Source organism: Acidiphilium multivorum AIU301 (genome assembly GCF_000202835.1).
In the GTDB taxonomy this organism is placed as follows: domain Bacteria; phylum Pseudomonadota; class Alphaproteobacteria; order Acetobacterales; family Acetobacteraceae; genus Acidiphilium; species Acidiphilium multivorum.
The window spans coordinates 2,488,382-2,508,159 of sequence record NC_015186.1 but is presented as its reverse complement, the minus strand read 5'-3'; the positions used below and the strand labels follow the sequence as shown (position 1 = coordinate 2,508,159).

At 64.9% G+C, this 19,778-nt stretch carries 19 protein-coding genes; 12 read left to right on the top strand and 7 right to left on the bottom strand.

Going from position 1 to position 19,778, the window contains the following annotated elements; all coding sequences use genetic code 11:
• Positions 1–60 precede the first annotated feature (60 nt).
• Positions 61–579, top strand: a complete 519-nt coding sequence (ispF, locus tag ACMV_RS11340) for a 2-C-methyl-D-erythritol 2,4-cyclodiphosphate synthase (RefSeq protein ID WP_013640499.1) — start codon at positions 61–63, stop codon at positions 577–579.
• A 19-nt stretch (positions 580–598) separates the two neighbouring features.
• On the opposite strand, the gene ACMV_RS11335 is transcribed toward ispF, so the two are convergent.
• A complete protein-coding gene (locus ACMV_RS11335) occupies positions 599–2,068 on the bottom strand; it encodes a DHA2 family efflux MFS transporter permease subunit (RefSeq protein WP_231844524.1) in 1,470 nt (489 codons plus the stop codon).
• Between the two features lie 298 nt (positions 2,069–2,366).
• On the opposite strand from ACMV_RS11335, the gene ACMV_RS11330 reads away from it, so the two are divergent.
• On the top strand, positions 2,367–3,830 hold the full coding sequence (locus ACMV_RS11330) for an NADP-dependent isocitrate dehydrogenase (RefSeq protein ID WP_013640497.1): 1,464 nt from the start codon (positions 2,367–2,369) through the stop codon (positions 3,828–3,830).
• Between the two features lie 6 nt (positions 3,831–3,836).
• Here the strand turns inward: ACMV_RS11330 and ACMV_RS11325 are convergent, their stop codons facing one another.
• The gene (locus ACMV_RS11325) at positions 3,837–4,253 is read right to left on the bottom strand and encodes a DUF2177 family protein (protein ID WP_012039762.1); all 417 of its coding nucleotides are present in this window, start codon (positions 4,251–4,253) and stop codon (positions 3,837–3,839) included.
• 190 nt (positions 4,254–4,443) lie between these two features.
• Here ACMV_RS11325 and ACMV_RS11320 point away from each other — a divergent pair, with 190 nt between their 5' ends.
• Entirely contained in the window at positions 4,444–5,283 is an 840-nt protein-coding gene (locus ACMV_RS11320; protein ID WP_007424579.1) for an N-acetylmuramoyl-L-alanine amidase family protein, read from the top strand.
• A 10-nt stretch (positions 5,284–5,293) separates the two neighbouring features.
• Here the strand turns inward: ACMV_RS11320 and ACMV_RS11315 are convergent, their stop codons facing one another.
• The 4 genes from ACMV_RS11315 to ACMV_RS11300 form a co-directional block, all read right to left on the bottom strand.
• Positions 5,294–5,872: a hypothetical protein gene (locus ACMV_RS11315; protein WP_041665055.1), complete on the bottom strand. Its 579-nt coding sequence runs from the start codon at positions 5,870–5,872 to the stop codon at positions 5,294–5,296.
• A gap of 3 nt (positions 5,873–5,875) precedes the next feature.
• Positions 5,876–6,829, bottom strand: coding sequence for a glutathione synthase (gene gshB, locus ACMV_RS11310; protein WP_013640495.1), 954 nt, complete (start codon positions 6,827–6,829; stop codon positions 5,876–5,878).
• Positions 6,830–6,900: 71 nt separating this feature from the next.
• The gene (locus tag ACMV_RS11305) at positions 6,901–7,248 is read right to left on the bottom strand and encodes a hypothetical protein (RefSeq protein ID WP_007424582.1); all 348 of its coding nucleotides are present in this window, start codon (positions 7,246–7,248) and stop codon (positions 6,901–6,903) included.
• Between the two features lie 38 nt (positions 7,249–7,286).
• The gene (locus ACMV_RS11300) at positions 7,287–7,757 is read right to left on the bottom strand and encodes a bactofilin family protein (protein ID WP_007424583.1); all 471 of its coding nucleotides are present in this window, start codon (positions 7,755–7,757) and stop codon (positions 7,287–7,289) included.
• 404 nt (positions 7,758–8,161) lie between these two features.
• Between ACMV_RS11300 and ACMV_RS11295 the strand changes: the two genes are divergently transcribed.
• The 9 genes from ACMV_RS11295 (at position 8,162) to hpf (ending at position 17,257) form a co-directional block, all read left to right on the top strand.
• A complete protein-coding gene (locus tag ACMV_RS11295) occupies positions 8,162–9,154 on the top strand; it encodes an adenosine kinase (protein ID WP_013640494.1) in 993 nt (330 codons plus the stop codon).
• A gap of 185 nt (positions 9,155–9,339) precedes the next feature.
• Positions 9,340–9,531: a Flp family type IVb pilin gene (locus ACMV_RS11290; RefSeq protein ID WP_013640493.1), complete on the top strand. Its 192-nt coding sequence runs from the start codon at positions 9,340–9,342 to the stop codon at positions 9,529–9,531.
• Between the two features lie 158 nt (positions 9,532–9,689).
• A complete protein-coding gene (gene cpaB, locus ACMV_RS11285) occupies positions 9,690–10,517 on the top strand; it encodes a Flp pilus assembly protein CpaB (protein ID WP_012039757.1) in 828 nt (275 codons plus the stop codon).
• Positions 10,514–11,716 carry an AAA family ATPase gene (locus ACMV_RS11280; protein WP_012039756.1) on the top strand — a complete coding sequence of 401 codons (1,203 nt, stop codon included), beginning with the start codon at positions 10,514–10,516 and terminating at the stop codon, positions 11,714–11,716. Before cpaB ends, ACMV_RS11280 begins: the two co-directional genes overlap by 4 nt.
• Positions 11,716–13,050: a CpaF family protein gene (locus tag ACMV_RS11275; protein WP_013640492.1), complete on the top strand. Its 1,335-nt coding sequence runs from the start codon at positions 11,716–11,718 to the stop codon at positions 13,048–13,050. The genes ACMV_RS11280 and ACMV_RS11275 overlap by 1 nt, the downstream gene beginning before the upstream one ends.
• Entirely contained in the window at positions 13,047–14,006 is a 960-nt protein-coding gene (locus ACMV_RS11270; RefSeq protein ID WP_007424589.1) for a type II secretion system F family protein, read from the top strand. The genes ACMV_RS11275 and ACMV_RS11270 overlap by 4 nt, the downstream gene beginning before the upstream one ends.
• A 1-nt stretch (position 14,007) precedes the next feature.
• A complete protein-coding gene (locus ACMV_RS11265; protein ID WP_007424590.1) occupies positions 14,008–14,931 on the top strand; it encodes a type II secretion system F family protein in 924 nt (307 codons plus the stop codon).
• Positions 14,932–15,053: 122 nt separating this feature from the next.
• The gene (gene rpoN / locus ACMV_RS11260) at positions 15,054–16,526 is read left to right on the top strand and encodes an RNA polymerase factor sigma-54 (RefSeq protein ID WP_013640491.1); all 1,473 of its coding nucleotides are present in this window, start codon (positions 15,054–15,056) and stop codon (positions 16,524–16,526) included.
• A gap of 131 nt (positions 16,527–16,657) precedes the next feature.
• Positions 16,658–17,257 carry a ribosome hibernation-promoting factor, HPF/YfiA family gene (hpf, locus tag ACMV_RS11255; RefSeq protein WP_007424592.1) on the top strand — a complete coding sequence of 200 codons (600 nt, stop codon included), beginning with the start codon at positions 16,658–16,660 and terminating at the stop codon, positions 17,255–17,257.
• A gap of 24 nt (positions 17,258–17,281) precedes the next feature.
• On the opposite strand, the gene ACMV_RS11250 is transcribed toward hpf, so the two are convergent.
• Positions 17,282–19,666, bottom strand: coding sequence for a 1-deoxy-D-xylulose-5-phosphate synthase N-terminal domain-containing protein (locus ACMV_RS11250; RefSeq protein ID WP_013640490.1), 2,385 nt, complete (start codon positions 19,664–19,666; stop codon positions 17,282–17,284).
• Positions 19,667–19,778 lie beyond the last annotated feature (112 nt).

Here is a 19,778-nt window from a genome sequence, read left to right as displayed (position 1 = left end):
GCCAAAGCCGCGCTGTTCCTGCGCACATTGTGCCTGCAAGCCAACTGGAGAACCCGGCCCATGGATATCAAGACCCTTCTCGCCAGCGGCGCGCTGCCCCGCGTGGGCACCGGCTACGACGTGCATGTGCTGGCCGAGGGACGGAAACTGATGCTGTGCGGCATCGAGGTGCCGCACGAAAGGGGGCTCGCCGGGCATTCCGACGCCGATGTGGCGCTGCATGCGCTCTGCGATGCGATCTACGGCGCGATGGCCGAGGGCGATATCGGCCGGCATTTCCCGCCCTCCGAAGCGACGTGGAAGGATGCCGATTCGGCGCGCTTCCTGCGGCATGCCGCGGGCCTCGTCGCGGAAAAGGGCGGGGCGATCGCGAATATCGACATCACCATCATCTGCGAGCGCCCCAAAATCACCCCGCATGCGCTGGCGATGCGCACCCGCGTGGCCGGGCTTGCCGGCGTGCCGCTCGATCGTGTGTCCGTGAAGGCGACGACCTCGGAACGCCTCGGCTTCACCGGTCGGGGCGAGGGGATCGCCGCCCAGGCCGCGGTGCTGCTGCTGATGCCGTTCGCCGCGTGAGCGGGAACGGCCTGCGGGGCTAGCCGCCCTGCGGGCGAGGCTTCTTGAGCACGACAAGCGAGACCGCCGCGGCCCCGAGGCAGATCCAGGCGGAGAGACGGAGCGCGTCGTCGAGGCTCCAGGTGCTCGCATCGAGTTGCAACCGGCCGGCGATCATCGCCATGGTCTGCGCGTGGGACATGCCGTCCTGCCGCGCGTGGGCGAGCGCCTGGCGAACCAGCGACTCGCTCATGGCGCTGCGGGTCAGCGCCGCGACGGATTCGGTGTGCCGCTGCCATAGCGTCTGCAACATGGTGACCCCGACGATGTCGCTGGCAAGGCGGATGAAATTGCTCGTCGTCGAGGCCGCGGCCAGATCGTCCGCCGGGATCTCCGACAGGATGATCATCGTGAGCGGCACGAACAGCATGCCCACGGCAATGCCTTGCAGCAATTCGCTCGGCACCGTCGCCGCGAGGCCGATCTCGGGATTGTAGACCGCCATCGCGAAGGCGATCGCGAAAAGCAGGAAACACAGTGCCGCGAGCATGCGCAGGCTGACATGCCGGGCGATGCGCCCCATGGCGGAGGCCACCGGGATCGCGGTCAGCGCCAGCGGGATCAGCAACACGCCGCCCCACCAGCCATTGTAGCCGAGATCGACCTCGGTCCAGAGCGGGAGGATCGAACTCCAGCCGACGAAGATCGACCAGCCGAGGCACAGCAGCAGCAGGCCGAACCCGAAATTCCGGTTGCTCACGAAGCGCAGTTCGAGCAGCGGCGCCTCGCTCGTCAGTTCCCAGATGATGAAGCAGCCGAGCAACAGGATCGCGGCGACCGTGTAGCGCTGGATGAAGGGCGAGCCGAACCAGCCGAACTGCTCGCCCTGGTTCAGGACGATCTGCAGCGCGATCAGCCCGAGCCAGAGCAGGGCGAGGCCGACAAGATCGAAGGGCGGCGGCGGCGCCGTCGGGCGGTCTTCCGGCAGGGAGACGCGGATCAGCACGAAGGCGAGCAGGGCGAAGGGGATGACCAGCCAGAACAGGTCGATCCAGTCGTAATTCACCGCCAGCCAGCCGCCGAAGGCCGGGCCGAAGAAGAACGGCACCAGCATCGAATTGCTCCAGAGCGCCGTCGCCAGCGTGTGATGGCGCTTCGGGAAATGGCGCAGCAGCAGCGTCTGCACCAGCGGCACCAGCAGGCCGGACGAAATGCCCTGCACGCCGCGCGCGACCAGCATCGTCATCAGCGAATGGGACAGGATTCCCATCCCCGCGCCGATCGCCAGCATGACCATGCTGGCGAGGAACAGTCGCTTGAAGCCGAGCTTGCGGGCGAACCAGGGCATCAGCGCGATGCCGAGGGCCCAGTGAATGAGGAAGTAGGTGAGCGTCCACAGCGCGTGATCGCTGCTGGTCGCCAGCCGGCCGGCGACATAGGGGTAGATGCTCTGCAGCGAGCCGCCGCAGAATGAGCCCGCGGCAAGGCCGAGGCAGGCGCCGATCGTCATCGGCACCAGGGCGACCTCGTTCTTCCGGCCCGCGCGCGAGCGGGCATCAAGTTCGCGTGTGGATGATGAGACAGACATACTGCCCGAAAATAGAAAAGCCGCCGTCCATGTCCAGATGGCGCGGCGGGGTTCAGCCCTGCGAAAACGGGAACATGCGCCAGCCTGGCGCAGATTTCGTTAACCGTTTCGTGCAAGGATCCCGGCATTCCGTCGGGGCTGCCATTTGTTGCGCTGCGGTAGCATCGGCGGACCGGCAGGCGTATACGCGCAACCACAACCAGACCATGGGGGATCAACGATGATCGCAACCTCGCCCGCCCTCGCCAAGACCCTTGTCACCGCCCTGCCGGGCGATGGGATCGGCCCCGAAGTCTTCGAGGCGACGCGCCGCATCTTCGAGGCCGCCGAAGCGCCGGTCGAGTGGGAGGTTGCCGAAGCCGGCGCCGCCGTGTTCAGGAAGGGCATCGCCTCCGGCGCGCCGCGCGAAACCCTCGATTCCATCGCGCGCAACCGCATCGCCCTCAAGGGGCCGCTGGAAACGCCGGTCGGCTACGGCAACAAGTCGGCCAACGTCACCCTGCGCAAGCATTTCGAGCTCTATGCCAATATCCGCCCGGTCCGCGAGCTGCCCGGGGTGAAGACGCCGTTCACCGGGCGCGGGATCGACATGGTCATCGTCCGCGAGAACGTGGAGGACGTCTATGCCGGCATCGAGCACATGCAGACTCCGGATGTCGCCCAGTGCCTCAAGCTGATGACGCGGCCGGGCTGCGAGCGCATCATCCGCGCCGCCTTCGGCCTTGCCCAGGCGGAGGACCGCCGGAAGCTGACCTGTGCCACCAAGGCGAACATCATGAAGCTCACCGAGGGCATGATGAAGCGCGTCTTCGAGGAAGTCGGTCCCGATTATCCGGATATCGCGCAGGATCACATCATCATCGATAACTGCGCCCACCAGCTCGTCATCGCCCCCGAGCAGTTCGACGTGATCGTGACCTCGAACATGAATGGCGACATCATTTCCGATCTCGCCGCCGGGCTGGTCGGTGGCCTCGGCATCGCGCCATCCTCCAATCTCGGCGATCACGCGGCGATTTTCGAGGCGGTGCACGGTTCGGCGCCGGCCATCGCCGGCAAGGGGCTCGCCAACCCGACCGCGCTGCTGTCCGCCGCGATCATGATGCTCCGCCATATCGGCGCCTTCGAGACGGCCGAGACGATCGAGCAGGCGCTGTTCATCACCCTCGCCGAGGGGGAGAACCTGACCGGCGACCTCTCGCCGCGCGGCCATGGCGTCGGCACCGACAAGTTCGTCGGCCAGGTCATCGAGAATCTCGGCCGCACGAGCAATCTCCCGTCGCGCGCCTACCGGCCGCTCGAGCTCAAGGCGTGGCCCGACCGCACCGCCCATACGGAGCCCGCAAGCCGCGAACTGCTTGGCGTCGACATCTTTCTGGAAAGCAGCCTTTCCGCGGCCGAGCTGGGCGCCTCCCTCACCGCGATTGCCGAGGGCAGTGCGCTCCGCCTCGACTCGATCTCGAATCGCGGCGTCCAGGTCTGGCCGGCGACCGGCGGCAGGACCTTCCTCGTCGACCATTTCGATTGCCGCTTCATGCTCAATGAACCCGCGGCCGGAAACGGGCCGCAGGGCATTTCCGACCTCGTGAAGGCGATCGGACAGAAGCATTCCTGGATGCATGTCGAGAAGCTGCAACGGTTCGATGGCAAGGACGCCTTCGAACGGCCCCAGGGCGAAAGCTGATCGGCGCTATTTGAAGATGCGCTGGCGGACGAAGCGTCGTGCCGCCAGCCAGCCGCACAGCGAGGCGAGACCGGAAACCACACCACCCCAGACAATGTCGGTCAGGCTCAGCCCGAGAGTCCAGTATTTCAAGGTGGCGAGATTGGTAAGGTCGTAGAGGCCGTAGGTGAACACGCCGAAGCAGAACCCGTATCCAAAGGCTGCGGCCCGGCCGGCCGCGACGGCGCGCGGCCGCACGAACATCGTGAGCCCGAGCACTTGCAGCAGATAGACGGCAAGGGCTGGCGCAGGCCTGAACCCCGGGATCATGATGCCCCCGAGCGAGGCGCGATAGATGGCGTTCGCGGTCAGGCCCAGCCAGACCGCATCGAGAAGCAGATAAGCCAGCAGGCAGGCCGTATAGAACACGATGATTGCGCGCATGGGGATCTCCCGGACCGTTCTGGCGGATATGCTCGGTTTGCGATCATTCACAAGCCGCATTGCGATAGGGTGGATTCCGCCGCTCGATCAACCTTCTGTCAATCTCAATGATTTAACGTGCATTCCTGATACCATGGTGGCACTTCATGCCGGAAGCCAGTCTTAAAGGTTGACAGAAAGGAGGCTTGCGATGCGTCTCTCCCGTCGCTTCCTGCTCGATTCGGGGGTCAAGGCCACGATCACCCTGCCGCTCTGGATGCAGTCGGCGCTGGCGCGTGCTGTTCCCGGCCCTGCGCCCCGCCTGAGCCGGGCCGCCTGGCGCGAGGCCACCGGCAGGCGTCTCGTGGTCATCGATCCCGGTCATGGCGGCCACGATCCGGGCTGCATCGGTCAAGGCGACATTTACGAAAAGACGGTCGTGCTCTCCACGGCATACGACCTGCGGCACGCGCTCGAGCGTGCCGGCTATGACGTGGTGATGACGCGTTCGCGCGATATCTTCATCCCGTTGCAGACGAGGGTGGATATTGCCGAGCGGCATAAGGCGGCGCTCTTCCTCTCGATCCACGCGAACTCGGTGGCGCACGATCCCGCGGTGCGGGGCGCCAGCGTCTATACGTTCTCGAACCATGCCTCCGATGCGCTCGCCGCCAAAATCGCGCGTTCGGAGAATAGCGTCGAGCGGATATCGAACCCCAATTTCCGCGGCGTTTCGCCCCAGGTGGCAAAAATCCTGTTCGCGCTGATGGCGCACAGCACCAAGATCGAGTCGCATCTTCTGCAGCAGAAAATGGTCGGCGCGCTTGGCCAGCATGTGCCGTTGCTGCCGAATCCGGCCCGCCACGCAACCTTCGCGGTGCTCCAGTCCTCGGCAATTCCGAGTGTTCTCGTCGAGACGGCTTTCCTGTCGAATCCGCAGGACGAGGCGGAACTGCGCACGCCCGTCTTCCGTCGCCGCGTTGCGCAGTCGATGAAGTCGGCGGTCGATGCCTGGTTCCTCGCCCGGCAGCACGCCGTCGCAAACTTGTAGGAGTATATCCCTACGGCGGCGATGATGTCCGCATCCGGAAATAGGGCGGACTCTCGACCGGCTTGCCGCCTCGAAAGGTGAGGATCGCCGCGGCGCGGACGATTGTTGGATCGACGAGGGGCGCACCCGGCGCGTAGTAGGGCCCGGCAAGGCGAACCTCGCCATGCCCGATCGCGACATCCAGCGCGCACGGGTTCCGGACCGTGACGAGTTCGCCGCGTGAACCGACGAGCCCAACGGTTCCCTCGCCGCAATCCGCGCCGGTGTTGTGCTCGGCAACAATCGCGAAGCGCCGTCCGCCAAGCACGGCGATGCCGGCCAGATGCGCGCGCTGCTGCGGAAACCAGCGCGGCGCGCCGGCCGGCCGGACAAGGCGCGGGATCAGCTGTGTGGGGTCGCCGGGGCTTGAAAAGATGACCCTTCCGTTGTTCCGGACGGAGAGAAAATACTGGAAATTTCCCGGCCCGCGGGGAGAGCGGCGCAATGTTGCCGAGAGCGGTCCGGATGCGGCGTGCCCGACGGGTTCCGATCCCTGCCCCGTCGAACAGGCAACCAGCAAGACTGCGAGCGCGGGAAGCGCTGCCCGCACCGGTCAGTGGCCAGAAGCTCGGCGAGCCTCGATCCGATCCCAGATCGTTGCTTCCAGATGCAGGCCGTTGAAGCGCGCGACCTGTTGCAGCCCGGTCGGGGAGGTGACGTTGATCTCGGTGAGGTAGTCGCCGATCACGTCGATCCCGGCAAAAAGCAGTCCGCGCTCCTTGAGCGTCGGTCCGATCCGCGCGCAGATCTCACGGTCGCGCGCCGTCATTTCGGTGGGTGCGGCGATGCCGCCCGCGTGCATGTTGGATCGGGCGTCTCCCTCCGCCGGCACACGGTTGATCGCGCCCAGCGGCTCGCCATCGATCAGGATGATCCGCTTGTCGCCGGCCCGCACGGCCGGCTCGTAGCGCTGCACCATCAGCGGTTCGCGCGAGCCGGCGAAATGCGTGTCGAGCAGGGCGCCGAGATTCTCGTCATCCGGCTTGATGCGGAAGATGCCCATGCCGCCATTGCCGTAGAGCGGCTTGACGATGATGTCCTTGTGACGGGCGCGGAATTCGCGGATGGCGGTGCGGTCCCAGGCAATCAGCGTGGGCGGCATCAGGTCCGGAAAGTCCGTCACCAGCAGCTTTTCCGGTGCGTTGCGCACCGCGGCGGGATCGTTGACCACGAGCGTGCGCGGATGGATGTGCTCGAGCAGGTGCGTCGCCGTGATGTAGCCCATGTCGAACGGTGGATCCTGGCGCATCAGCACCACGTCCATCACCGCGAGATCCATCGTTTCCGCGGGGCCGAACGCGAAGTGGTTGCCGGCTTCGCGCCGCACCGTCACCGGCCGGAGCCGCGCGTTGAGCGCGCCGTTCTCGAGCCACATGTCGCGCACGGTATAGTGCCAGAGCGCATGGCCCCGGCGTTGTGCCTCGAGCATCAGAACAAAGGTCGAATCACCGTCGATATCGACGCTTTCCATCGGATCCATCTGGACCGCGACCCGCAAACCGCTCATGCGCCCTCCCGTGATCTTCGGCCGCCGGTTCGCGCCACGTGAACCGCTCCGCCTTGTCGGCTTGCTGGATATCAGGAGGCGCGCTGCTGTTCCAGACTGGCAACGCAGGTCGCATCCGCGACGCCGCGAGGGGCCGCCCGCGCAAGGCGCACGACGGGCGCGCCTTTTGCGCCGCGATACAGAATCACGTCGAGCCTGCAGATCGGCGAATGATAGAGCCAGACCTCGGCAGGTCCGTCGACGCGAAGAAGGGATGGTTCGCCAAGATCAGCCTTCAATGTTTCCGGCGTTGCCCCGATCAGCCTGGCCGAGGCGGGCTTGGGCCCGGTATCGGCCAGACCGGTCTTCGGGTTGTGCGGTGCGGCACAACCCGCCAGCGCGCCGGAGGCGAGCAAGATCAGAACGCGGCTGCGTTTCATTCGGAGGCGGTGTCTCCCGTCGCAGGACGGTCAGCAACTCAGTCGGTGGAGGAAGCGCCCGCGTTGCCTTCGGTGATCATTTCGATCCGGCCGGTGATCTGTCCGCCATCCTCGACTTGCAGCCGCCGGCAGCGCGCGGTGCCGAGAACCCGCCCCGTCGCGCGCACGATGAGCGAATGGCGGGCTGTCAGCGTGCCATCGATCACGCCGGCGACTTCCGCCTCCTCGACCTCGACCTCGCCCTTGAACACGCCGCCCTGGCTGATCGACAACTCGGTTGCCTTGATCATCGTGGCCTCGACGGTGCCTTCGACGACGAGACGCTCGGCATCCTGCACCACCCCCTGCAGGCTGATCCCGCGCCCCACCACCAGCGTGCGGCGCTCGGCGGCCTCCGGGTTGCGCATGGTCGGCCGGAAGCTGGCGCCAGAGGCCGGTGCGACGGCCGGCGCGCCGCCGGTTGACGGAGCGGCCGAGGGCTGGTTGGGCGAGAAGGGGGTTCGGGCCATAGGTATCTCCTTAGCCGTTGCGTCTCCCGCCTGGTGCGGGGCAGATTCGGAGGAAGCGGGGCGGAAGGGCGGCATGCTCAGACCGTCATCGGTGGCGCCGTCCTGTCGTGCAGGGGTCAGTCGCGATTTGGTCTCCGCCGCCTGCTCGTCGCGTTTTCTGAAGCTGATCACGAAACCTCCACACCATTCACGTCATGTCCGCTAGCACGCTGCGTGGCCTGCGGACAATCGGCTTGCTGACAAAAATCGCGCATTTTCCCCAAGGTTCCGCAATGCCATCATCTCTCCGCGAGGTAATCCGGCGTTCATGCTCAAGGCGGCATTTGGCACCGGCCCGTGCTGATGATACGCGGTCGCGTGAATACCACGAATGGCTAACAGGACGGGACTGGCAGGAGAGACGCATGAACTCAACCCGGTACGACATCATCGGCATCGGCAATGCGATCGTCGATGTAATCGCCCGCACCGACGACATGTTCCTTGACCGGCATGACATGCGCAAGGGGGCGATGCGTCTGATCGATGCCGAGGCGGCCGAACGGATCCTTACGGCGATGCCGCCTGGCCAGATCGCTTCTGGCGGATCGGTCGCGAACAGTTGTGCCGTCGCCGCGGGACTCGGCGCCCGCACCGCCTTTCTCGGCAAGGTGGCGCGGGACGAGCTTGGCGTGGCCTTCGCCGCCGATCTCCGGGCGATTGGGGTCGACTTTCCGCATGCGCCGCTTCCCGAAGGTGCGCCCACCGCGCGTTGTCTCATCCTTGTGACGCCTGATGGCCAGCGCACCATGAACACCTATCTCGGGGCCTGCATCGATTTCGATCACACCGATCTCGACGCGGAGGCGATCCGCGACTCGTCGATCCTCTACCTTGAGGGCTATCTCTTCGATCCGCCGCGCGCCCAGCACGCGTTCCGCGAAGCGGCGCGAATTGCCCGCGCCGCGGGCCGTCGGGTCGCGCTGTCCCTTTCGGATGCGTTCTGCGTCGATCGCCATCGCTCCGGCTTCCTCGACCTGATTGCGTCCGGCAATGTCGATATCCTGTTTGCGAACGAAGCCGAAATCTGCTCGCTTTTCGAGCAGAACACCTTCGAGAGCGCGGCAGCGGAGGCGGCTCATGTCGTTCCGCTTGCCGTGCTCACGCGCAGCGAGGCGGGCAGCGTGATCGTCTCGGGGGCCGAGCGGCATGTCGCCGCCGCGCTGCCGGTCGATGTCGTTGATACGACCGGTGCGGGCGATGCCTATGCCGCGGGCTTCATGGTCGGCTTCTCGCGCAATGCGCCGCTCGCCGAATGTGCCGCCCTTGGCAGCCGCGTCGCCGCCGCCGTCATCGGGCGGATCGGTGCGCGCCCCGATTTGGCGACGCTGGCTGCCCTCGCGCCCGCTGTTGCCTGACCCGCCGGGCGAAGAATCGGTAGATCCTGATATATTAACGTTTTGGAAAGCTTGTTTTGGTTTGATGGCGCCGTGAATTTCCGGCCCGTGCGCTGACGCCGCGGGCCGTCTGCCAGCAAAATTCTGGCGCCGTCATCATCATCGCCGCGCAGGCAGTTGCCATGCGGCGGACAGGAGACCTGACAATGCTTGACTATGCAAAGACCTGGCTCGCGCTGCGCGGCCTGACATTCGCGAAGGACAATCGCGGCGTGACCGCGATGGAATATGGCCTGATTGCCGCGCTGATGGCGGTTGTCATCATTGCGGCGTTTGGCATCCTTGGGAATGGTCTTGGGAATGTCATGACCGAGTTGAATAACAAGCTCGCTATCTGACCCGAATTGGTGCCACCCTTTACCCTGACGTCTGAGTTTTTGCTGAGACGTCGGGGTATTGTTCAGTGTGGCCGCACCATGCGTGCGTGTCATTTCTTCCTCCTGCCATCAGCCGCCGCGGCCTATGCGTGCAGGCGCTTCTTCCGAGATGTGTCGTAATGCTGCTGCGTATTGCCCTGTTCATTCTCCTCGCATTGGGACTTGCCGGGTTCGGAACCGTCGCGTGGCTCGACATGCATCCGTCGCATCCTCATGCAAAGGCGCCGAAAATGGTGGCGTTGCTCGCGACCGGGCGGCCGCTGGCGCCGGGCACGTTGCTGCAGCCCGCGGATTTCGTCGCTGAAAACCGACCGCCGTCGAAAGTGCCGGCGGACGCCGTCCCCGACACGCCGGCGAACCGGGCGGCCTACACGGGGGCGATGGTCCGTCACCGGCTCAGCGCGGGAGACTTGCTGGCAACCGACATTGTCATCCGGCCCGGTGATCACGGCTTTCTCGCGGCGGTGCTGCAACCCGGCATGCGCGCCGTATCTGTCGGTGTCGATGCGATCACGGGGGCGGCCGGTCTGATCTGGCCCGGCGATCATGTCGACCTGCTTCTGACCCAGCACCTGACCGGCGCCAATCTCCTGCCCACCCAGCGCGTTGCGGCGGAGACGGTGTTGTCCGATGTCCGCGTGATCGCGATTGATCAGCGATTGGTGCAGGGGGCGAGCGGTACCCATCCGGCCGCCAAGAACACTGCCCGGACCGTAACCCTTGAAGTGACGCCCGAACAGGCCGAGCGGGTCGAGGTCGCGGCGCATCTCGGGCCTCTTTCGCTGATTGTCCGCCCGAGCGAGGCCGCGCGCGGTCCGACTCCGAAGCCGCCGCCCGTGTTCAGCGGTCAGGTTTCCCCTGCTCTTGCCGCCCTGAATGTGCCCGGCCAGACGGGAATCACCGTGTTTCAGGGTGACAAAGGCACGACAGAGTATCATCCTCAATGAACGAACTGGCGCTTCCTGGCCCGGCAGAGCCCACCTCGCGGCACCATAGCGAACGGGGCGGCGGACGACCGGCCTTCATGGGCTTCGTGCGGGACGATGCCAGCCTGCAGGTCATCCGCTCGGCACTGGCTTCGGCTTTTCCGACCGGCGTGCCGTTGCAGCGCGTATCCTTCGCCGAGACGCTGGACTATCTCGCCCGCGTCGACACCCCACGAACGGTTCTGATCGACATTTCCGGTGAAGAGCAGCCGATGAGCGCCGTGCATCGGCTCGAGCCGGTGATCGATCCGGGAACCAGGGTGCTGATCATCGGCGAGGAACGGAGTATCGGCTTCTACCGCAGCCTTACGCGCACGCTCGGGGTCAGCGAATATCTCTCCAAGCCGCTCGACGCGGCGCTGGTCAGCCGGGAATTGGCGCCCTGGGCGGTTGGCGAGGTTCCCGCCTTCGAGACGTCCCGCGGCGGATCGATGGTGGCGGTATGCGGTGCTGCGGGCGGGGTTGGCGCCACCACCATCGCGACCGGCCTCGCATGGCTCATCGGCGGCGAAATCCGGCGTCACACAATCCTGCTCGATGCGGATTTGCAGCGCGGCAGTGCGGCGCTTGCATCCAATGCCCCACCCAGCACGGGCCTGCGCAACGCACTGGACACTCCTGACCGCATTGACCCATTGCTGATCGAGCGCGCGGCGCAGCCCTCGATCGGCCGGCTTCATGTCCTGGGCGCGGAGGAACCGCTCACCGAACCCTGGGAATATCATCCCGGTGGCGGGCGCGCGCTGCTCAATGCCCTGCGCCAGCGCTACAATCTCGTGGTTGCCGACATACCGGCCCGCCCGACGGGCTTTGCTGCCGAACTGCTCGCCCTTGCGCATATGCGGGTGATCGTGACGACCGGGGCCCCCCGAAGTCTCGGCAACGCCGCCCGGTGGCTGGCTCTTCCCCCGGGCCAGATGCAGACGTCGGCGCCGATCGTGGTTCTCAATCGCTACCAGCGCAAGCGCTGCCCCCCGATCAGCACAATCGCTTCGACCCTCGGCACCGAAATCGCCGTCGTTGTGCCAGAACTTCGGACCATCGTTGCGAAGGGCAGCGACTTGGGCGAACCTCCCGTCGCGCGCAAGGGGCCATTTCGAAAGGTGCTCCTCGATCTTGCCGGCCGGCTCGGCGTCGGCACCGCGGCGCTGGCAACATGATGGACGCCCTGCCCGTGTTCGGCCGACGTGCCGTCGAACCTTCCGCCCCGGTCCAGCAGACGATCCGGTTACGGCTGGAAGACGTCGAGATGATCCGCGCGCTCTGCCTGTCGAATATCGACGCTTCGTCGATCGCCGGGTTGACCCATGCGCGGCTGTTGCAGCGCGTCGAGGGCATGGTCGCTGAACTCGCCACCGAGCACAGGATCCAGCTGAACCGGAACGAGCAGAACCAGATTGCCGCCGAGCTTGTGGACGACATGCTTGGCCTGGGACCGCTCGAGCCGCTGCTGGAGGACGAAACGATCACCGACATCATGGTGAACGGTCCGGAACGGGTTTTCGTGGAGCGGCGCGGCCGGCTTGAGCAGCTTGCGGTGCGCTTCCGTGACTCCGCCCATCTCGCGAACATCTGCCAGCGGATCGCCGCCTCTGTCGGCCGGCGCGTCGACGAATCGAGCCCGATGGTCGATGCCCGGCTCAAGGATGGCTCGCGCGTGAATATCGTGCTGCCTCCGCTTTCGATCGACGGCCCCTGCCTGTCGATCCGCAAATTCGCCAAAAAGCCGATCAATTTCGGCAAGCTGATCGAGTATGGCTCGCTCACGCCGCCCGTTGCCCGGCTGCTGGAAATTGCATCCCGTTGCCGGCTCAACGTCATCATTTCCGGGGGCACCGGCTCGGGCAAGACCACGATGATGAACGCGATGAGCAGCTTCATCGATCCGACCGAGCGGGTTGTCACCGTCGAGGATGCCGCGGAACTGCAACTCCAGCAGCCGCACGTGGTCCGGCTTGAGACCCGCCCGATGAATCTCGAGGGCAAGGGAGAGATTACCCAGCGCGATCTCGTTCGCAACGCGCTGCGCATGCGGCCCGACCGGATCATCATCGGGGAGGTGCGTGGCCCCGAGGCATTCGACATGCTGCAGGCGATGAACACCGGCCATGACGGATCGATGTCGACGATCCACGCCAACAACACGCGGGATGCGCTGGCCCGCATCGAAAACATGGTGCAGATGGCCAGCATGGGTCTTTCGCCGCGTGCGATCCGGATGCAGGTCGTCTCGGCCGTCAACCTGATCGTCCAGGTCGAGCGCCAGCGCGACGGCGGCCGGCGCCTCGTGCAACTCACCGAGATCGCCGGAATCGAAGGGGAAACGCCTCTTCTCAACGACATCTTCAAGTTCGAAGTGCTGGGCGAAGATGCGACGGGCCGGATCATCGGTCGCTATGCGATTTCCCATACGCGGGCGAGCTTCCACGAACGACTCAATTATTTCGGCCTGCTTCGTGCCTGGAAGGCCGCACTGGAAGAGGCAGCGGCATGACCGGCCTCCTCTCGCTCATCCTGCCGCTTTCCGCAGTCATGGCGAGCGCACTCGTGCTGCTCGGATTGAATTTCGTGCGGGCCGACCGGATGCAAAAGGCGCTCGACGCGAGGCTGGCGCGGGTTTCCGGACGACGGCTGGTCGTCAGTTCCCAGGATGCGGCTGCTGCGAGCGATCCCCTGGCGCGATTCCGCCGGCCGCTCAATTCCGCCCTGTTGCTTCTGGGGGTCGATCTGGTGCGGGCTCCGGACTACCCGATGCCCTGGTGGGCGATTGTCATTGCCGCTGCGGTGATATCCCGCGGCATTGCCTATCTCGTCGGTGCCCTCATCCCCGGGCTCGGCTGGATCGTCTGGCCGCCGCTGTTTCTTCTTGCTTCACGTCTCGCCTTTGGCGCCGTTCATGCGCGGCGGGCGACTGCGTTGCTGAACCAGTTCCCCGATGCGCTGGCGACGATCGTGCGCTGTGTTCGCGTTGGCATTCCGGTGCAGGAGGCCCTGCGCGTGGTCTCGCAAGACATGCCAGCGCCGACCAGCAGGGAATTCGGCCGGATTGCGGACCAGGTGGCGATCGGCACGCCGCTCGAACTGGCGCTTCGTCAGATGGCGGACCGGGCGCATCTTGCGGAATATGGTTTTTTTGCCACGGCAATTAGCCTGCAGGCCCGGTATGGCGGTGGCCTCGCGCAGACGCTGGAGGGCCTGGCCGAAGTCATCCGCAAGCGGGTGGCGATGAAGGCACGCGGTTATGCCCTGGCGTCGGAAGCGCGGACCAGCGCTCTCATCCTCGGCATCATTCCGCTCGTTGCCGCCCTCGCCATCGAGGTTATCCAGCCGGCTTATCTCCGCGTCCTGTTCGTGACCCATGGCGGCAATATCGTGCTGGCGGCCGCGGTGGGGCTCCTCGCTGGCGGAGCGCTGGTCATGCGTGAAATCATCCGTCGCAGTCTGAACTGACATGAGAGCCGCCATCCTCTGGGTTCCCGCCCTGTTCCTGCTGGTATCCGTCACGGCGGTGCTGATGCTTCGGCTCGTTATCGTCGAGGAGAAGCTCCAGCGGCGGATCGATCGTGCGGCAGGCACGGCTTCCGGGGCGGCGGAAAAGGGGGGCGAACCTGCTCAGCCCATCCATGTGCGGATCGTCATGGGTCTCGGTCTCGCGGTGGCGCGCAGCGGCCTGCTCAGTCCCCGCACCCTCGAGGAATTGCGGCATACACTGCGCATGGCCGGTATTCGCGACAAGGGAGCGCTTGCCCTGTTCGTCGGCACCAAGCTTCTTTCATTGACCGGCTTGTCTGTCCTGTCCCTGCTCATGTCCCGGTTCTTGCACATGACCGCGGGCCATGCCGTGATAGCTGCCGTGGTGGGAGCCATCGGGGGGCTGCTGTTGCCCGACATTATCATCCAGCAGCGGCGCAAGCGCTTCATCCAGAAGGTCGAGGGGGGGCTCGCCGATGCGCTCGACCTGATGGTGATCTGCGCTGATGCTGGCTTGAGTCTCGAATCGGCGCTGGTTCGCGTTGCCGGTGAATTGCAGTTGACCCATCCGGCTGTGGCGCAGGAGTTCACTCTGACGGCCCAGGAAATGCGGATCGGCGGCAATATTCGTGATTCGCTGAACGCCCTGGGTGTTCGGACGGGTCTCGACAGTCTGAAACGTCTGGCGTCGACTCTGATCCAGACCCTGCAATACGGCACGCCACTGACTCAGGCCCTGCGCACCCTGTCATCGGAATTGCGGCAGGAACAGCTGACCCGGTTCGAGGAGCGCGCGGCACGCCTGCCCGTACTGCTCACGCTGCCGATGATCATCTTCATCCTGCCCTGCGTGTTCCTGGTGGTGGGCGGACCCGCGGTGCTCAAATTGCTGGCGTCTTTCTGATCCAAAAGGCCTGTCGCGTTTTTGTTGCGCGCCGCTACAGTGGCAACAATTCTTGATGCAAAAAGCGCACCATGCGCGTTCTGCCCGTTCCGCATTGCTGATGGCTTTGGTATGATCCATGCATGGCAATAGGACCTCGTCTCGATCTGCGACATACTCAGTCGCTGGTGATGACGCCTCAGCTGCGGCAGGCGATCCAGTTGCTGCAGTTCACGAATGCCGAGGTCAGCCAGTTCATCGAGGATGAACTTCTCAAGAACCCGCTGCTCGAACGGGTGGAGCCCGAAGCCGACGCGGCGCTGCCCGTGCCGAGGAACGACGCTGCTTCCACCGAGAAGCCGACGGGCGATATTGGCGCGGAACATGTGGTCGATCCGGATCCCTCCGGCGCGAGCACGCCGCTCGATGTCGATTTTTCGAATGTCTATGACGCTGGCGGCGTGGGTGATGGAACCAGTTCCGGCCTTTCGCCGGAGCGGGATGACTGGATCGGCCAGATTGCCGACCGGCCGCCGGGGTTGCGGGAAAGCCTCGATCAGCAGGCGAGGCTCGCCTTTGCCGACCCGGTGCGCCGCAGGATTGCGTTCGCACTCATCATGGCGCTCGACCCTGCCGGACGCCTGGCCGACCCGCCCGAGCAGATCGCCGAACGTCTTGCAGTCGCCCCCGACATGCTGGAGGCGGTGCGTCAGACAATGATGCGTTTCGACCCGACCGGCATGTTTGCCCGCGATCTGGCCGAATGTCTCGCGGTTCAGCTCGACGAGCGCAATAGGCTGGACCCTGCCATGCGCGCGCTGCTTGCCAATCTCGAACTTCTTGCCAGGCGCGATCTTCGGTCACTGATGGAGATCTGCGGCGTCGATGCCGAAGATCTGCGCGACATGATTGCCGAAATCCGCCGCCTCAACCCCAAGCCGGGGGCGACCTTCGATGTCACCCCCATGACGCCGTTGATCCCTGATGTCCTGATGCGCCCGGGGCCGGATGGCGACTATTTTCTCGAACTGAACCCCGAGACCATGCCCCGCGTGCTCATCCGCCGAGGGTTCCACGCCCAAATCGTCGCTCGTGCGTCCCGCGAGACGCGGCAATTTCTTTCCGAACGCGTACAAAGCGCGAACTGGCTGGTACGTGCCCTCGAGTCCCGCGCGGAGACGATCCTGCGCGTCGCCGGCGAGATTGTGCGACACCAGGACGCCTTCTTTCGCCATGGGATCGGGTTTCTCCGGCCATTGACCCTGCGCGAAATTGCCGCCGCTCTCGAGATACATGAAAGTACGGTTAGCCGTGTCACGTCGAACAAGGTGATCGCCACACCGCGCGGCATTTTCGAGATGAAATTTTTCTTCACGACCGCGCTTGCGGGCGCGAATGGCGAAAGCCACAGCGCCGAGGCGGTGCGCCATCGCATCTCGACGCTGATCGAGGGTGAGGCGGCGAACCGAATCCTCTCCGACGATGCGCTTGCCAGAATGTTACAAAAGGAAGGCATAGACATAGCCCGCCGAACTGTGGCCAAATACAGGGAAGCGTTGCGCATTCCCGGCTCGGCGCAACGCAAGCGCGAAAAAGGGCTTCTGGCAGGAGGCTGAAGCGCGTCGCGCGAGGGCCGGCGTCATAAAGACTTGTCGATTATTGAGACGTATCCGTGCCGACGTAAACGCCCGCTTCACCTGGCGGCCCTACAATGCTCGGGTAAGGCTCTAACAAAAAGGATCTCGCTATGCAGATCACGGTCTCCGGCAAACAGGTTGACCTCTCAGACGCGCTGCGCGTCCATGTTGCGAACCAGCTCGACACCATCACCAACAAGTATTTCGATCACGCGCTCGAAGCGAATGTCACCTTCAGTCGTGCCAGAAGCTTCTTCACGTGTGACATCAACGTCCATGCCGGGCGAGGCCTGACCCTGCGCGGGGAAGGCGAGGCGGCCGATGCTCATGCTGCGTTCGACGATGCCGCCGAGCACATTGCCAAGCGGCTCCGGCGCTATCGGCGCCGGGTGAACGACCATGCCCGCGAGAGCGCCACACGTGATCGCCCGGAAACCGCGCGCCAATACGTCCTCCAAGAGGTTTCCGAACAAGCCGAGGTTCCGAAAGGCAACGGGTCGGGTGAGCCGGATGCCGGGCCTTACGCGGCGGTCGTCGCGGAAACGCCGGCTGAAATCGCTTTTCTTTCGGTCAGCGAGGCGGTGATGCGGATGGACCTCGCGGACCAGCCGGTGCTGATGTTCCGCAACTCCGCCAATCGGGCGTTGAACGTTGTCTACCGTCGCAGTGACGGCAATATCGGCTGGATCGACAGTTCCGCGGCGAGTTGAACCTGATTTGCGTGCCTGCGCGGATCAGCCCAACAGGGCCGCCGCGCAGGCATTGAGGATCGAGTCCGCGTCGATGCCATAAATCCTGTAAAGGTCAGGGATGTCGCCCGATTGGCCGAACCGGTCGACCCCCAGTGTCTGCACCCGCTGGCCGCGCACGCCGCCGATCCAGGCGTGCGTTCCAGGGTGTCCGTCCAGCACCGTCACGAGAGAGGCATCCGCCGCAAGCGGGGCGAGCAAGCGTTCGATATGCGAGGTGGCGTCGGCCCTGCCGCTTTGCCGGGCCTGCTGCGCCACCCGCCAGTCGGCGAACAGGCGGTCCGGGCTGGTCAGGGCGAGAAGACCGGCACCGGGCACATCCTCCAGCAGCGCGGCATGGGCGGCCTCCGCCTCCGGCGCCACCGCTCCCTGGTAGACAATCGCGATCCGCGTCCCCGGTTCGGGTGGACAGACCCAGTGGCCGCCGGCGATTACGTCCGCTGGCTCGATCCGCCGGTCCGGCTGGCAGATCGCACGGGTCGAAAGGCGGAACCAGATCGACGACCCCTCCGGCCGCTGCATCCAGTCGAAGCCGTAGCGCATCAGGAGAAGAAGCTCGTCGCAATAGGCCGGTTCGAATGCAGCGATGCCGTCCTGCACCATGCCGAGCAACGGCGTGTTGTTCGACTGGTGCTGCCCGCCCTCCGGGGCGATGCTGATGCCTGACGGGGTTGCAACCAGCATGAACCGCGCATCCTGATAGCAACCATAAACCAGGGCATCATGACCGCGATTGACAAAGGGGTCGTACACGGTGCCGACCGGCAGAATGCGCGCGCCATAAAGTGGCGCCGCAAGCCCGGCCGCGGCCAGTAATAGGAATAAATTCTGCTCAGCGATGCCGAGCTCGATATGCTGACCTTCGGGGCTCATGCCCCAGCGCTGCGCCGAGGCGAGTTTCGAGTCGCGGAAGACATCGTTGCGGGTGTGCCGATCAAAGATGCCCCGACGATTGACCCATGGGCCGAGGCTGGTGGTAACGGTCACATCCGGGCTCATGGTGACGACGTGCCGTGCCAGTTCGGCCGCCTCACCGGCGCCACGGCCGATTTCGGACAGGATTTCACCGAAGCCGCCCTGCGTCGATAGCCGCCGTCCGGCGAAGGGCGTGTGCGGCAGGGTGGCCGGCACATGTATTCGCGGCGCCTCAAGCATGCGCCCTGACGGCGTCAATGGCGTCGCGTAGGGTACGCCGGCGATGAACCGGGCCACTCCGTCAGGATCGTCGAGCCCCTCGAAAGGGTCCCATTCATGACCTTCGCGGATCCGCATCTGGCGGCGGAATGCCTCCATCTGCTCCGCGTTCATCAGTCCCGAATGATTGTCCTTGTGCCCCGCGAAAGGCAGGTTGGCCCCCTTGGTCGTATAGGTCAGAAAACAGGTGGGCTGGTCCGACTGAGCCGCTTTCCCGAACACCTCGACAAGTGTGGGCAGGTCGTGACCGGCAAGATTGGTCATCAGCGACGCCAGGGCCTGGTCGCTCATCGGGTCGATGATCGCGCGAACCCCCCGCGAGCGCCCGAGGTCCGTGACCAGCGCCTGCCGCCATGCCGCTCCTCCCTGGAAGGTGAGGGCGGAGTAGAGGCTGTTAGGGCAATCGTCGATCCACGCACGCAGCGCCGCCCCGCCCGGCTGGCGAAAGGCGGCCTCGAGGGCCTTGCCATATTTCAGGCTGACGACGTTCCAGCCCATATCGCGGAACAGGCCTTCGAAGCGGCCGAACAGCCGGTCGGGCATCACCGAGTCGAGGCTCTGGCGATTATAATCCACCACCCACCAGACATCGCGGATATCGTGTTTCCAGCCCTCGAGCAGCGCCTCGTAGATGTTGCCTTCGTCCAGCTCGGCGTCGCCCGCGACCGCAATGTGGCGTGACGCAATCCGGTTCTGTCCGACCATGCCATGCGCCCGCAGGTAATCCTGAACCAGGGCCGCAAATGACGTGATGGCGACGCCAAGTCCGACCGAACCAGTCGAAAAGTCGATTTCGGACCCGTCCTTGCTGCGTGACGGATAGGCCTGGGCCCCGCCGAGGCTGCGCAGCCTGGCCATCTTCTCGACCGTCTGCCGACCGAACATGTAGTTGATCGCGTGCAAAACCGGCCCTGCATGTGGCTTTACCGCGACACGGTCCTGCGGCCGCAGCACATGAAAATAGAGCGCGGTCATGATGGTGACGGCGGACGCGCAGGAAGCCTGATGACCGCCGACTTTCAGTCCGTCGCGATTGGGCCGGATATTGTTTGCATGGTGGATCATCCAGGCTGAAAGCCAGAGCAGCTTGCGTTCAATCTGACGCAGGGCCGCATAGTCGGCGATGCCCGCAATGTTGCTGCCCGACCGTTCGCCGGGAGCGAGCAACTCATTCATGCCTGAATCCCGTCCTGTCCGTTTCCTTGATCCGTATAACCAAAAATCAGGCGCGCTTCATGCGCTTTGTGGCCGGCGTGACCTCAATCACGTTTCGTTTTCGTGTAAATCG

Excerpts from the sequence above, each read along its gene's own strand:
- ispF (WP_013640499.1), top strand. The coding sequence starts at position 61 with ATGGATATCAAGACCCTTCTCGCCAGCGGCGCGCTGCCCCGCGTGGGC.
- ACMV_RS11335 (WP_231844524.1), bottom strand. The coding sequence starts at position 2,068 with ATGACGATCGGCGCCTGCCTCGGCCTTGCCGCGGGCTCATTCTGCGGC.
- ACMV_RS11330 (WP_013640497.1), top strand. The coding sequence starts at position 2,367 with ATGATCGCAACCTCGCCCGCCCTCGCCAAGACCCTTGTCACCGCCCTG.
- ACMV_RS11325 (WP_012039762.1), bottom strand. The coding sequence starts at position 4,253 with ATGCGCGCAATCATCGTGTTCTATACGGCCTGCCTGCTGGCTTATCTG.
- ACMV_RS11320 (WP_007424579.1), top strand. The coding sequence starts at position 4,444 with ATGCGTCTCTCCCGTCGCTTCCTGCTCGATTCGGGGGTCAAGGCCACG.
- gshB (WP_013640495.1), bottom strand. The coding sequence starts at position 6,829 with ATGAGCGGTTTGCGGGTCGCGGTCCAGATGGATCCGATGGAAAGCGTC.
- ACMV_RS11305 (WP_007424582.1), bottom strand. The coding sequence starts at position 7,248 with ATGAAACGCAGCCGCGTTCTGATCTTGCTCGCCTCCGGCGCGCTGGCG.
- ACMV_RS11300 (WP_007424583.1), bottom strand. The coding sequence starts at position 7,757 with ATGGCCCGAACCCCCTTCTCGCCCAACCAGCCCTCGGCCGCTCCGTCA.
- ACMV_RS11295 (WP_013640494.1), top strand. The coding sequence starts at position 8,162 with ATGAACTCAACCCGGTACGACATCATCGGCATCGGCAATGCGATCGTC.
- ACMV_RS11290 (WP_013640493.1), top strand. The coding sequence starts at position 9,340 with ATGCTTGACTATGCAAAGACCTGGCTCGCGCTGCGCGGCCTGACATTC.
- cpaB (WP_012039757.1), top strand. The coding sequence starts at position 9,690 with ATGCTGCTGCGTATTGCCCTGTTCATTCTCCTCGCATTGGGACTTGCC.
- ACMV_RS11280 (WP_012039756.1), top strand. The coding sequence starts at position 10,514 with ATGAACGAACTGGCGCTTCCTGGCCCGGCAGAGCCCACCTCGCGGCAC.
- ACMV_RS11275 (WP_013640492.1), top strand. The coding sequence starts at position 11,716 with ATGGACGCCCTGCCCGTGTTCGGCCGACGTGCCGTCGAACCTTCCGCC.
- ACMV_RS11270 (WP_007424589.1), top strand. The coding sequence starts at position 13,047 with ATGACCGGCCTCCTCTCGCTCATCCTGCCGCTTTCCGCAGTCATGGCG.
- ACMV_RS11265 (WP_007424590.1), top strand. The coding sequence starts at position 14,008 with ATGAGAGCCGCCATCCTCTGGGTTCCCGCCCTGTTCCTGCTGGTATCC.
- rpoN (WP_013640491.1), top strand. The coding sequence starts at position 15,054 with ATGGCAATAGGACCTCGTCTCGATCTGCGACATACTCAGTCGCTGGTG.
- hpf (WP_007424592.1), top strand. The coding sequence starts at position 16,658 with ATGCAGATCACGGTCTCCGGCAAACAGGTTGACCTCTCAGACGCGCTG.
- ACMV_RS11250 (WP_013640490.1), bottom strand. The coding sequence starts at position 19,666 with ATGAATGAGTTGCTCGCTCCCGGCGAACGGTCGGGCAGCAACATTGCG.